The organism is Microcella sp. (assembly GCF_040286215.1).
Taxonomy (GTDB): Bacteria; Actinomycetota; Actinomycetes; order Actinomycetales; family Microbacteriaceae; genus Microcella.
Window position 1 is genome coordinate 1 of record NZ_JAVKCK010000022.1, and the last position, 13,020, is coordinate 13,020.

Consider the following 13,020-nt stretch of genomic DNA (forward strand, 5'->3'; position numbering starts at 1 on the left):
CGGCATGGCCTGTGTCGTCACCCGATCGGCACCCAAGGGTTGTAGTCTGATCGCACAATTTCACACTCGGCCACAACGTCGGGCGGGAGAGCACGGGGCGATTCGTCGCCGCTCGTGCACCGAAGGAGCAAGCCTCCCCGCCAATCTCTCAGGTCCGCTGTACCGCTCGACCAGGCCACTCTGAAAAGCAGGGATCGACGACTGTCGCAGTCCCTCGCCCACGGTGAAAGCGACACCCACGACCGGCACCCCTGGTGTGGGTGGAGCGAAGCTCTCAGGCACCATGACAGAGGGGGAGTTCCACCGGCCGCCGCGCGTCAGGAGAACTCCGTGTCCGACTCTTCCGCCCCCGTAGCAAGACCCTCGCCGTTGCACGTTTCGCCGTTGCACGACGAGCACGTCGCTCTCGGAGCATCCTTCACCGGTTTCGCTGGCTGGCAGATGCCCGTGCGCTACAGCAGCGACCTGGCCGAGCACGCGGCCGTACGCACCGCTGCCGGGCTGTTCGATCTCTCGCACATGGCCGAGATCGCTGTTTCCGGCGCGGATGCCGGTGTCTTTCTCGATTACGCCCTGGCGGGCCGACTCTCGACTGTGCCGTTGCTCAAGGCCAAGTATTCTCTGATGCTCGGCGACGATGGTGGCATCATCGACGACCTCATCGTCTACGCGTCGGCAGAGGCCGAGTTCCTGGTTGTCGCGAACGCCGCGAACCGCGACGCTGTAGTGCAGTCCCTCGTCGAGCGTCAGACAGGCTTCGAGGTGCAGCTCGTCGACCTCACCGAGCACACGGCACTCATCGCCGTGCAGGGACCGGCCGCACGCAGCATTCTGGAGGAGACCGACGGTCTGGCACTGCGGGACGATCTCTCGCGCGGCCGCACGTTCGACTCCCTCGGCTACTACTCCGCCATGGGCATGCTCTGGAACGAGAGCGCGGTCTTCGTCGCGCGCACGGGCTACACGGGCGAAGACGGCTTCGAGCTGTACGTCGACAACGATCAGGCGGTCTACCTCTGGCGCGCGATTCTCGAGTCCGGAGCGCCGCACGGGCTCGTGCCGTGCGGGCTCGCCGCGCGCGACACGCTCCGGCTCGAGGCGGGCATGCCCTTGTACGGTCACGAGCTGAGCCGCGACATACTGCCGGTGCAGGCGGGCGTCGGCCGCGTCGTCGCCGCCGACAAGCCTCGCTTCGTCGGCAAGGACGCGATCGAGGCTGGGCCGCCGGAGGATGCTCACGTGCTCGTGGGCTTGCGCACCGACGGCAAGCGTGCGCCGCGCGCCAAGTACGCCGTGCTGCGCGGCGATGACACCGTGGGCGAGGTCACGAGTGGGGCACTCTCGCCGACACTCGGTCATCCCATCGCGATGGCCTTCGTGCACCCCGACCACCGCACGCCGGGCACCGTGCTCGACGTCGACATACGCGGCACCCGTGTGCCCGCCACCGTAGTCGCCCTCCCCTTCTACCGTCGAAAGGCCTAGACCATGAGCGTTCCCACCGACCTGCAGTACACCGCCGAGCACGAGTGGGTTCGGCTCGAGGGCGATGTCGCCACCGTGGGCATCACGCAGTACGCCGCGGACTCCCTCGGTGACGTCGTCTATGTCGAGCTGCCCGCCGTGGGCGAGGCCCTCGCCACGGGCGCGATCGTCGGCGAAGTCGAGTCGACCAAGTCGGTGGGCGAGCTGTACGCGCCCCTCGACGGTGAAGTCGTGGAGGCGAACCAGGGTGTCGTCGACGCCCCCGAGACCATCAACTCTGACCCCTACGGGGAGGGCTGGCTCGTGAAGATCCGTGTCAGCGGGCGCCCCGTTCTGCTCGCGCCCGATGAGTACCGCGCCCTCATAGGCGTCTGACCGACCCGCCGAATCACAAGGAGCATCGTCCCCCGTGAGCCACGCCTTCGCCGACCGTCACATCGGCATAGATTCCGACGCCCGCCAACTCATGCTCGACGCACTCGGGTACCCGAGCCTCGACGCGATGATGGATGCGGCCGTGCCGTCGGCGATCCGCCAGTCCAGCCCGCTGCGCAGCCTGCCCCAGCCCGCGACCGAGGCCGAGGTGCTGCAGGAGCTTCGGGCGATCGCCGACCACAACACGGTGCGCACGAGCTTCATCGGGCAGGGCTACTACGGCACGGTGACCCCTGCCGTGATTCAGCGCAACGTGCTCGAGAACCCCAGCTGGTACACCGCCTACACGCCGTACCAGCCGGAGATCTCGCAGGGTCGGTTGGAGGCACTGCTGAACTTCCAGACCATGGTCAGTGAGCTTGCTGGCCTCCACACCGCCAACGCCTCCATGCTCGACGAGGCCACCGCCGTCGTGGAGGGCATGTTGCTGGCGCGTCGCGCTTCCCAGAGCCCCTCGAACACCTTCCTCGTTGACAGCGACCTCTTTGCGCAGACCCGCGCCGTGCTCGTGGGGCGTGCCGAGGCGCTCGGCATCGACCTCGCCTTCCTACCCCTTGCCGAGACCGACCCCGCAGAGCTCCCTGAGGCCTTCGGGGTCTTCGTGCAGTACCCGGCCGCCTCCGGCCGCATCTGGAACCCGTCCGCCGTCATTGCTCAGATGAAGGAGCACGGCGGCCTCGCGATCGTCGCCGCGGACCTTCTCGCTCTCACGCTGATCACTCCCCCCGGGGAACTGGGAGCCGACGTTGCCGTGGGCACCACCCAGCGCTTCGGCGTGCCCATGGGATTCGGCGGCCCGCACGCTGGCTATCTCGCCGTGCGCGAGGGCCTCGAGCGGCAGATGCCGGGCCGCCTCGTCGGTGTCTCGAGAGACGCCGACGGCCGCCCCGCGTACCGACTGACCTTGCAGACCCGTGAGCAGCACATCCGCCGCGACAAGGCCACCTCGAACATTTGCACGGCCCAGGTGTTGCTCGCCGTGATGGCGTCGATGTACGGCGTCTACCACGGGCCCGATGGACTCCGCCGCATTGCCGAACGCGTCGCCCAGAAGGCCCTCCTACTGGGTGACATGCTGCGGGAGGCGGGCTTCGAGCTGGAGAGCGGCGACTTTTTCGACACGCTGTCCGTCCGTGTTCCGGGCCGGGCCGCCGCGCTCGCGTCGGCCGCCCGAGACCGCGATCTGCTGGTCTGGCAGGAAGGCGACGACACGCTCCGCATCTCGGTCGACGAGACCACCACCGTGGCGCACCTTCACGACCTCGTCAGCGCGTTCGGCTCGCACGACCACGGGTCGCACGGCTGGAGGGAGCACGGCACCGGCCGCATCCCGTCTGCGCTGCACCGCGAGTCCACCTACATGACGCACCCGGTGTTCCACGCTCACCGCAGCGAGACGGCGATGATGCGCTACCTGAAGCGCCTCGCCGATCGCGACTACGCGCTCGACCGCGGCATGATCCCGCTCGGCTCGTGCACGATGAAGCTCAACGCCGCGACCGAGATGGCTGCCGTCAGCTGGCCCGAGTTCAACGGTCTGCACCCCTTCGCGCCGCTGGAGGACGTGCAGGGCTCGCTCGTCATGATCGGCATGCTCGAGGACTGGCTTGCCGAGCTCACCGGCTACGACGCCGTCTCCCTGCAGCCCAATGCCGGCAGCCAGGGCGAGCTGGCAGGCCTGCTCGCGATTCGCGGCTACCACCGCTCGCGCGGCGATACCCACCGCACGGTGTGCCTCATTCCGTCCAGCGCGCACGGCACCAACGCGGCCTCCGCGGTGCTGGCGGGGATGCGCGTCGTCGTCGTCGCCACGACCGGCAGCGGCGACGTCGACCTGGGCGACCTGCGGGCGAAGATCGCGGAGCACGGCGAGAATCTGGCGGCGCTCATGATCACGTACCCCTCGACGCACGGCGTCTACGAGCACGACATCCTCGACGTCACGGCGGCGGTGCACGACGCGGGCGGGCAGGTCTACATCGATGGAGCCAACCTCAACGCGCTGCTCGGCTGCGCCCGATTCGGCGACATTGGCGGCGACGTGAGCCATCTCAATCTTCACAAGACCTTCTGCATCCCGCACGGCGGGGGAGGGCCGGGTGTCGGCCCGGTGGCGGCGAAGGCGCACCTCGCCGAGTTCTTGCCAGGGCATCCTCTCGCCCAGATGAACGCGCACCCGCCGTTCGATATGCGCACCGGTTCCGTCGGCACCGTCGAGCACCGGGGTGCACCGGTCTCGGCAGCGCCCTACGGCAGCGCGAGCATCCTGCCCATCTCGTGGGCATACGCCCGACTGATGGGAGCCGAGGGGCTCACTGAGGCCACCGCGACAGCCGTGCTCGCTGCCAACTACGTCGCCCTCCGCCTGCGGGAGCACTATCCGGTGCTGTATGCGGGCGAGCGCGGCCTCGTCGCGCACGAGTGCATTCTCGATCTGCGGCCGCTCAAGGAGCGCACCGGCATCTCCAACGACGACGTCGCCAAGCGCCTCGTCGACTACGGGTTCCACGCGCCCACCATGTCGTTCCCCGTGTCGGGCACCCTCATGGTCGAGCCGACCGAGAGTGAGGATCTCGCCGAGCTGGAGCGGTTCATCCAGGCGATGATTGCGATTCGGCACGAGGCAGACGCGGTCGCCACAGGGGAGTGGCCCGCCGACGACAACCCGCTCGTCAACGCCCCGCACACGGCCGAGAGCGTCATCGTGGGCGACTGGCAGCACCCGTACTCACGCGAGCTCGCCGCCTACCCGGCCACCCTCGCGGGCTCGACCGTCGACGGCGGCTTCGGAGCGACGCGCGCCGACAAGTACTGGCCGCCTGTGCGCCGCGTCGACCAGGCCTTCGGCGATCGCAACCTGGTCTGTGCGTGCCCGCCGATCGAGAGCTTCGCGGAGAGCCCGGCCTAAGCGGGAACACCGAAGAGGTCGGGGAAGGCCGCCGCGGTGGCGGGGTAGCCGACGAAGACGGCCGCATCGATCGCGGTGTGCGCCACGATGAGGGGCGCCACGCGGCCGGTTCGGGTGTACAGCCAGCCGAACAGGATGCCCATCGCCACATTGCCGACGAACGCACCGAAGCCCTGGTACAGGTGGTAGGTGCCGCGTAGCAGGGCACTCGCGAGGATGATGGCCCAGGGGCTCCACTGCAGGTCGCGCAACCGCGCGAACAGATAGCCGACCGCGATGAGCTCCTCCACCAGGCCCGCGCGCAACGCGGCCAGCAGCAGAACGGGCACGGTCCACCAGTACTCGTCGAGCGCGGTCGGCACGACCGTGACGGTCAGGCCGAGCTCGCGCCCGCCCAGGTAGAGCGCGAGGCCCGGCACCCCGACGAGCAGCGCGAGTCCCACGCCGTCGCGCAGGTCGCGCCACGGCCGAGTGGCATCGAGGCCGAGGCGGTGGAGGTGGGGTCGCGCCGCGCTCCACAGCAACCAGGCGACCAGAGCGACGGGCACCAGGCCGAAGGCGATGCTGAGCAACTGGTACACCAGGTCGAAGATCTCGCGAGAGTCACGTGAAGCGTTGATCGTGGCCGTCTGCTGCGAGAGCGGCACCTCTCGCGTGAGCCGGTTGGTGATGGAGACGATCGAGTACACGGCACTCGCACCGAGGGAGAGCCCGAGCACGAGGAGGATCTCGATGCGGAGTCGCCCTCGCGTGAGCGGAGCCGGCTCCGGCACGGAGGGTGGCGCGTCTGCGGTCATGGCTCGACTGTGCCGCACGCTGCCGAGAGATCGCTCGAATGAGCGCGCGCGACTGCGTGATTTGTGGGCTTTCCACAAGAAAGAGTGGACAACACGGTCTGCCTTTTGGCTCCGGTGACCAGGGGTGGCTGCGGGCGAGCGGATGTCCGCCCCGAGAAGGAGCGCAAACCGTCAAGGATGCGCCACTGCGCACAATATTCGTGTGAGGTACGAGCGTTTCACGCAGTAATGCGGTACGAACGCGGCTTTTCGGCGAACTTGATCACCGCCGCGTAACGAATGCCGTGCCAGTTTGGCGGGGATGGCTGAGCATCTCTATGGTCAGAGCCAACACGCGTGCGTCGCCGACCGGGAGGTCGGTGCCGCACGTAACCATCTTGCACAGGAGGAAAATTGCGAATCAGCAGAATCGGGGCCTCAGTGGCCACGGTCGCGGCGAGCGCTCTCGTTCTCTCGGCTTGCGCAGCGCCGCAGTCCGAGGTCGTCGAGGGTAGCTCCATCAGTGTCGCGTGGAACCAGGCGTTCTACTCGTACAACCCCGACACGTCGTTCGGTAACGCCACGGCCAACGCGAACATCGTGTACATGTCCAACTCAGGCTTCAACTACTACAACAACGAGCCCGCGCTCGTGCGTGACGAGTCGTTCGGCACCTACGAGATCCTCTCGGAGGACCCGCTGACCGTCCAGTACACGATCAACGAGGACACGCAGTGGTCTGACGGCACGCCTGTCGACGCCGCTGACATGCTGCTCGAATGGGTTGCCAACTCGGGCGTGCTCAACACCCCCGACTTCGACCCGAGCGAATTCACCGACCCCGACACCGGGGAGTTCACCGACGAGTACCCGACCGACGTCGTGTTCTTCGACGGGTCCATCGGCTCCGGCCTCGAGCTCGTCTCGCAGGTTCCCGAGATCGACGGCAAGACCATCACGCTGGTCTACGACGAGTTCTTCGTCGACTGGGAGCTCATCTTCGGTGTCGGCATGCCGGCCCACGTGACCGCGGGCAAGGCTCTCGGCATCGAGGACGCATCCGAGGCCAAGCAGGCTCTCATCGACGCCGTGCAGAACAACGACACCGAGGCGCTCGCCGCCATCTCGTCGTTCTGGAACTCGGGCTTCAACTTCAGCGAGATGCCGGAGGACACCGATCTCGTGATCGGCAGCGGCCCCTACGTCATCACCGACTTCGTGGCTGACCAGTTCATCACCCTCTCGGCGAACGAGAACTACCGCGGTGACAACCTGCCCGAGATCGAAGAGGTGACGGTGCGGTTCATCCCCGACCCGCTCGCCGCGGTGCAGGCTCTCGCCAACGGCGAGGTCGACATCATCAGCCCCCAGGCCACGGCCGACGTCGCCGACGCTCTCGCAGCGCTCGACGGTGTGACCGTCCTTGGTGGCGAAGAAGCCGTCTACGAGCACATCGACCTCACGTTCGAGGGCTCGAAGAACGGCACGTTCGACAACCCGCTGCTGCGCGAGGCCTTCCTCAAGACGGTTCCCCGTCAGCAGATCGTCGACACGCTCATCAAGCCGCTCAACCCCGAGGCCGAGGTGCGCAACTCGCAGCTCTTCCTCCCGGGCGCACCCGGCTATGACGAGACCGTCGAGAACAACGGCATGCAGGCCAACTTCGGAGAGGTCGACATCGAGGGCGCCCAGGCGCTCATCGCTGAGGCCGGCGTCACCGACCCCGCCGTCTGCATCCTGTACGCGTCGAACAACCCGCGCCGTGTCAACGAGTTCGCCCTCATCCAGGCTTCGGCCACTGAGGCGGGCTTCGTGATCGAGGACTGCGGCAGCCCCGAGTGGGGCGGTCTGCTCGGCACGCCGGGCGCCTACGACGCGACCTTCTTCGGCTGGCAGTCGACGAGCCTCGGTGTGACGAACAGCTCGGCGACCTTCCGCTCGGACGGCATCAACAACTTCAACCGTTACAGCAACGCTGAGGTTGACGCTCTGCTGAGCGAGCTGGACGTGACCCTCGACCCCGAGGCTCAGATCGACATCCAGCTGCAGATCGACAAGCTGCTGATGGACGACTTCTACGGTCTGACCATCTTCCAGTTCCCCGGCGTCACGGCGTACTCCGACCGCGTGGAGAACGTCAACCCGGGTCCCCTCTCCCCGACGATCTTCTGGAACGTCTGGGACTGGACCCCGACCGAGAGCAACTAGTCGGTAGCACCACCACCGACTGACTCGTGTCAGTCCTCAGTGCGGGCGCTGGAATCACTACGGTGGTTCCAGCGCCTCGCGCTGAGGGAGCCCAGGGAACGTGAATAGGTAGGGTGCCAGCTCCATGGCCACATTCGTCATCCGGCGTCTCATCGCCTCGGTCTTCGTCCTTCTGGCGGCGACCTTCCTCATGTACAACCTGGTCGCCTTCTCGGGAGACCCTCTTGAGGATCTCCGCGCGAGCAGCGCACCCAACAAGGAGCAGCTCATCGAGTCGCGCACGCGGCTCCTCAATCTCGATGTCGCGCCGCCTCTGCGGTACTTCATCTGGCTGTTCGGCGTGCTGCGACTCGATTTCGGCACCAGCGTGCAAGGCCGCGACGTCAACGCGCTTCTCGAGCAGGCCATCGGCTCGACACTGCAGCTCGTCACCATCGCGACGATCCTCGCCATCATCCTCGGCCTCATCGTCGGCATCACGACGGCGCTGCGCCAGTACAGCGGGTACGACTACACCGTCACCTTCATCTCGTTCCTCTTCTTCTCCCTGCCCATCTTCTGGGTCGCGGTGCTGCTCAAGCAGTACATCGCCATCGGGTTCAACGACTTCCTCCAGGACGACCCGCAGCTGCCCCTCTGGCTCATCGCCCTCCTGAGCGCCGCCTCGGGTCTCCTGTGGGCCTCGATCATTCCCGGTGCGGTGAAGCGCAAGATCACGACCTTCGTCATCGCCGTCGGCGCGACGGTCTCGATCCTCGTCATCATGAACCTCGTCGACTGGTTCACCGTGCCGGGCCTCACGATCGTCGGGGTCGCCATCGCCGGCATCGGCTCCGCCGTGGGATTCACGCTGCTCATCACCGGCCTGCAGAACCGACGGGCGCTACGGGCCGCGCTCGTGACGGCCGGCATCGGTCTCGTGGTCTACTTCCCCTTCCAGTACTACGTCTCGTTCTTCATCACCGAATGGTGGATGCTCGCCCTGCTCGGTCTCGCCGCTGTGGGAGTCAGCCTGCTCGTCGGCAGACTGATGGGCGGGCACGACCGCGGCCCGATCATGCGCATCACCGTATTCACCGGGGTCGTGACGGCGCTCGCGATCCTTCTCGACCGCTTCATGATCGTGTGGGACGACTATTCGGCGTCCGGACGCATCCGAGGTCGACCGATCGCGACGATCGGCTCCTCGACACCGAACCTGGAAGGCTCGCTGTGGGTCGAGGGCGTCGACATCTACACGCACCTGCTGCTGCCCACGATCGCCCTCATCCTGATCTCGTTCGCGACCTACACGCGGTACTCCCGCTCGAGCCTCCTCGAAGTGATGAACCAGGACTACATCCGCACCGCGCGGGCGAAGGGGCTCACCGAGCGCACTGTCGTCGTGCGGCACGCCTTCCGCAACGCCCTCATCCCGATCGCGACCATCGTTGCCTTCGACATCGGTGGCATTGTCGGAGGGGCCGTCATCACCGAGACGGTGTTCGGCTGGACGGGCATGGGCCAGTTGTTCATCAACGGCCTCAATCAGGTCGACCCCAACCCCGTGATGGCCTTCTTCGTCGTCGTCGGCGGTCTGGCGATCCTGTTCAACCTCCTCGCCGACCTCGCCTATGCCGCTCTCGATCCGCGAATTCGGGTGTCCTGATGAATGCTTCCCCCAGCCCCGCACCGGGCGACGCCAACTCGGGTGTCACCGACGCCGAGAACTCGATCGAGCTCAAGGAGGTCGAGGGCCTCAGCCAGGGTCAGATCGTCCGGCGCCGCTTCTTCCGCCACCGCGGAGCCGTGATCTCCATGATCGTCCTCACGTTCATCGTCGTGCTCGCGTTCAGTTCGGTGGGCTTCGACTTCGCGGTCTTCGATCTCGCCGTGAAGACCGCCGGGTGGTGGCAGTGGTCGTGGACCGATATTCCGACCCCGCAGAACGGCGGCGCGCCGACCATGAGCCTCCTGCCGGCGTTCCTCGGCGGCGAGGGCATACGCATCGGCGACCATCCGTTCGGTCAGGACGAGATCGGCCGCGACATCTTCGCCGTCGTGATGCGCGGCACGCAGCAATCGGTCGTCATCATGGTCGTCGTCGGGCTCATCGCCACCGCCATCGGCACGGTCGTCGGCGCGATCGCCGGCTACTACCGCGGATGGGTCGACTCAGTGCTCATGCGCTTCACCGACATCGTCATCACGATCCCACTCATCGTCGTCGGCGCGGTGCTCGGCAGCGCCTTCGGCGGCCTCGGCGCCTTCGTGCTTGCGATCATCATCGGCCTCTTCACGTGGACCGGTCTCGCGCGACTCGTGCGCGCCGAGGTACTGAGCCTGCGCGAGCGCGAGTTCGTCGACGCGGCCCGCGTCGCCGGAGCCAGCGATCGCCGCATCATCTTCAAGCACATCCTGCCCAACGCCATCGGCGTGATCATCGTCAACACCACGCTGCTCATGGCGGCGGCGATCCTTCTCGAGACGGCCCTGAGCTTCCTCGGCTTCGGTGTGCAACCGCCCGACACCTCGCTCGGCAAGATCATCAGCGAGAACCAGGCGGCGTTCGGCACCCGGCCCTGGTTGTTCTGGTGGCCGGGCGTCTTCATCATCGCGATCGCGCTGTGCATCAACTTCCTCGGCGACGGCTTGCGCGACGCCTTCGACCCGCGCCAGAAGCGCCTGCCGAACGCGCGCAAGCTCGCGAAGCAGAACCGCGAGTCGATGCGCCGTGCGGCCTCGGCGAGTGCCACGCGGGGCCTCGGCTTCCAGGCGGGCGGTACCTCGGTCGGCAGCGTCGGGCCGCGGCCCGAGACGGACGACGACTCGGCGGGGAGGACCCAGTGATGAGCGCGGCGCGAGCCGAGCATCCCGTGATCGGCGGCGAGCGTTCCCTAGAGCACCGCGCCGAGCACGCCCAGCGCCGTCAGAGCGATCAGCGTCGCGGCCGTCACCGGGTGCCAGGTGCGCCTCAGCGAGCCGGGCTCGAGCGGGCTGTCGAGCAGACCGTCATCGCGCAGCTCCTCCCAGTGGCGTCGAATGTGATTCGCGGCGGCGCCGCTCTCGCTCGAGAGAGTGTCGCCGGGCCGGATCGATCCGGCGACGCGCGCAGAGGCGCTCACCTGGGTGTCCTGCGGGCTCAGACGGAAGACCGTGTAGCGGCCGGAGGCCGGCGCGGCCCACGCCTCGATGCGACCAGCGGGTGTGGTGAGAGTCAAGGCGTACTTCGTGTCCACCACCTGCACGGCCGGCCAGGGCACGTGCCAGGTGCTCAGCGGGTTGCGCACGATGATGGCGTGCTCGAGCACCTCCACGCGCGGAGTCCAGAACAGGCTCACCGCGAGCGCGCCGAGCAGCACGAACCACCAGCCGTAGCGCCCGAGACCCTCGAGATCGCCCGCGACGACGAAGCCCGCGAGGCCTGCGAGCGCGACGCCGAGAATGACGACGGTGAGCACTCGGCCGAACGCCGGGCGAAAGCTCGCAGGCTGAAATCGCATGCACTCAGTGTCGCAGACCCCTTGACGAACAGCCCGCGGAAGGACTTCCCGTGACCCCCACCGCTTCCACCGCCGTCGAGACCGTGCTGGAGGTCGCCGACCTCGGTGTCGACTTCTGGGTCGACGGCGAGTACTACCCTGCGGCAGTCGGGCTCACCTACCGGGTGCAGCGCGGCGAAGTGCTCGCGATCGTCGGCGAGTCCGGGTCGGGCAAGAGCTCGAGCTCGATGGCGCTCCTCGGCCTCCTGCCGACGACCGCGCGCGTCACCGGCTCCATCCAGCTGCTGGGGCGCGAGCTCGCCGGGCTCGGCGCCAACGAGTTGCGCAAGGTGCGCGGCAGCGAGATCGCCGTCATCTTCCAGGAGCCCATGACGGCCCTCAACCCCGTCTACACCGTCGGCTTCCAGATCGTGGAGACCCTCCGCACGCACTTCGACCTCACGCCGGCCCAGGCGAAAGAGCGCGCGATCGAGCTCCTGGACAAGGTCGACATGCCCGACCCAGCCACGGCGTTCCACAAGTACCCGCACCAGCTCTCCGGCGGCCAGCGCCAGCGCGCCATGATCGCTCAGGCGATCTCCTGCGACCCCGTGCTCCTCATCGCCGATGAGCCGACGACCGCGCTCGACGTCACCGTGCAGGCCGAGATTCTCGAGCTGCTGCGCAGCCTGCGCACGCGGCTCGACTCCGCCATCGTGCTCATCACGCACGATATGGGTGTCGTGGCCGACCTCGCCGACTCGATCCTGGTCATGAAGGATGGCGAGGCGGTGGAGCAGGGCACGGCTCTCGACATCTTCCAGAGGCCTCAGCACCCGTACACGCAGTCGCTCCTGGCCTCCGTGCCCCACCTCGGCGTCAACCTCACCGAGGAGGGGTCGACCGTGGGCGCCACGCGCTCTGCCGAGCCTGCGCTCTCGTTCCAGAGCGTCTCGATCGAGTACCCGAAGCGCGGTCGAGTTCCGGCGTTCCTCGCCGCTGACGACATCTCTCTCGAGGTCTACCCCGGTGAGATCGTCGGCCTCGTGGGGGAGTCCGGCTCCGGCAAGACGACGCTCGGGCGCGCTGCTGTCGGGCTCCTGCCCATCAAGCAGGGGCGGCTCGTCTCGGCGGGCATCGATATCTCGACGGCGAGCGCCCGCGACCTGAGGCCGCTGCGCCGGAAGGCGGGCATCGTCTTCCAGGACCCCGGCTCGAGCCTGAATCCCCGCATGCCTATCGGCGAGAGCATCGGCGAACCGCTCTACCTCGCCGGGGAGGCCCAGGGTGCAGACCTCAACACGCGCGTCGAGGACCTGCTCGACTCCGTCGAGCTGCCCAGGAGCTACCGCAACCGCTACCCGCACGAGCTTTCCGGTGGGCAGCGCCAGCGGGTCGGCATTGCGCGCGCCCTCGCGCTGACTCCCGAGCTTCTCGTCGCCGACGAGCCGACGAGCGCGCTCGACGTATCGGTGCAGGCGCGCTTCCTCGACTTGCTGCAGGAGCTTCAGCAGCGGCTGCAGTTCGCCTGCCTCTTCATCAGTCATGACCTCGCGGTGGTGGACATTCTTGCTCACCGGATCGCGGTGATGCACCGGGGTAGACTGGTCGAGCAGGGTTCGCGCGATCAGATTCTGCGCAACCCCCAAGATCCCTACACTCAGCGCCTCATCGCCGCTGTTCCCCTGCCCGACCCAGTGGCGCAGCGGGAGCGTCGAGAGCAGCGCGCAGCCACCAAGGACTGATT

At 67.4% G+C, this 13,020-nt stretch carries 9 protein-coding genes and 2 riboswitches; of the genes, 7 read left to right on the forward strand and 2 right to left on the reverse strand.

Annotation, left to right across the window (positions count from 1 at the left end; all coding sequences use genetic code 11):
• Positions 1-73 precede the first annotated feature (73 nt).
• Positions 74-175, forward strand: a riboswitch (glycine riboswitch).
• Positions 176-297: riboswitch (glycine riboswitch) on the forward strand.
• 33 nt (positions 298-330) lie between these two features.
• Genes gcvT through gcvP form a run of 3 tightly spaced genes read left to right on the forward strand, consistent with a single transcriptional unit; the run spans position 331 to position 4,828 of the window.
• Positions 331-1,485, forward strand: coding sequence for a glycine cleavage system aminomethyltransferase GcvT (gene gcvT / locus RJQ01_RS11290; RefSeq protein WP_350476829.1), 1,155 nt, complete (start codon positions 331-333; stop codon positions 1,483-1,485).
• A 3-nt stretch (positions 1,486-1,488) separates the two neighbouring features.
• Complete coding sequence (gene gcvH / locus RJQ01_RS11295) at positions 1,489-1,860, forward strand: glycine cleavage system protein GcvH (RefSeq protein WP_350476830.1); 372 nt, start codon at positions 1,489-1,491, stop codon at positions 1,858-1,860.
• Between the two features lie 34 nt (positions 1,861-1,894).
• Complete coding sequence (gene gcvP / locus RJQ01_RS11300) at positions 1,895-4,828, forward strand: aminomethyl-transferring glycine dehydrogenase (protein ID WP_350476831.1); 2,934 nt, start codon at positions 1,895-1,897, stop codon at positions 4,826-4,828.
• Here gcvP and RJQ01_RS11305 read toward each other — a convergent pair.
• Positions 4,825-5,625: a CPBP family intramembrane glutamic endopeptidase gene (locus RJQ01_RS11305; RefSeq protein ID WP_350476832.1), complete on the reverse strand. Its 801-nt coding sequence runs from the start codon at positions 5,623-5,625 to the stop codon at positions 4,825-4,827. The two genes, gcvP and RJQ01_RS11305, sit on opposite strands and share 4 nt — an antisense overlap.
• A 420-nt stretch (positions 5,626-6,045) precedes the next feature.
• Here RJQ01_RS11305 and RJQ01_RS11310 point away from each other — a divergent pair, with 420 nt between their 5' ends.
• The 3 genes from RJQ01_RS11310 to RJQ01_RS11320 all read left to right on the forward strand — a co-directional run bounded on the left by RJQ01_RS11310 (position 6,046) and on the right by RJQ01_RS11320 (position 10,641).
• Positions 6,046-7,812, forward strand: a complete 1,767-nt coding sequence (locus RJQ01_RS11310; RefSeq protein ID WP_350476833.1) for an ABC transporter family substrate-binding protein — start codon at positions 6,046-6,048, stop codon at positions 7,810-7,812.
• 124 nt (positions 7,813-7,936) lie between these two features.
• Positions 7,937-9,460 (forward strand): ABC transporter permease, encoded by a 1,524-nt coding sequence (locus RJQ01_RS11315; protein ID WP_350476834.1) that lies wholly within the window; start codon positions 7,937-7,939, stop codon positions 9,458-9,460.
• The gene (locus tag RJQ01_RS11320) at positions 9,460-10,641 is read left to right on the forward strand and encodes an ABC transporter permease (RefSeq protein WP_350476835.1); all 1,182 of its coding nucleotides are present in this window, start codon (positions 9,460-9,462) and stop codon (positions 10,639-10,641) included. The genes RJQ01_RS11315 and RJQ01_RS11320 overlap by 1 nt, the downstream gene beginning before the upstream one ends.
• A gap of 47 nt (positions 10,642-10,688) precedes the next feature.
• On the opposite strand, the gene RJQ01_RS11325 is transcribed toward RJQ01_RS11320, so the two are convergent.
• Positions 10,689-11,294, reverse strand: coding sequence for a PH domain-containing protein (locus RJQ01_RS11325; RefSeq protein ID WP_350476836.1), 606 nt, complete (start codon positions 11,292-11,294; stop codon positions 10,689-10,691).
• A gap of 50 nt (positions 11,295-11,344) precedes the next feature.
• Here RJQ01_RS11325 and RJQ01_RS11330 point away from each other — a divergent pair, with 50 nt between their 5' ends.
• Entirely contained in the window at positions 11,345-13,018 is a 1,674-nt protein-coding gene (locus RJQ01_RS11330; RefSeq protein WP_350476837.1) for a dipeptide ABC transporter ATP-binding protein, read from the forward strand.
• Positions 13,019-13,020 lie beyond the last annotated feature (2 nt).

Excerpts from the sequence above, each read along its gene's own strand:
- RJQ01_RS11315 (WP_350476834.1), top strand. The coding sequence starts at position 7,937 with ATGGCCACATTCGTCATCCGGCGTCTCATCGCCTCGGTCTTCGTCCTT.
- gcvH (WP_350476830.1), top strand. The coding sequence starts at position 1,489 with ATGAGCGTTCCCACCGACCTGCAGTACACCGCCGAGCACGAGTGGGTT.
- RJQ01_RS11325 (WP_350476836.1), bottom strand. The coding sequence starts at position 11,294 with ATGCGATTTCAGCCTGCGAGCTTTCGCCCGGCGTTCGGCCGAGTGCTC.
- RJQ01_RS11320 (WP_350476835.1), top strand. The coding sequence starts at position 9,460 with ATGAATGCTTCCCCCAGCCCCGCACCGGGCGACGCCAACTCGGGTGTC.
- RJQ01_RS11305 (WP_350476832.1), bottom strand. The coding sequence starts at position 5,625 with ATGACCGCAGACGCGCCACCCTCCGTGCCGGAGCCGGCTCCGCTCACG.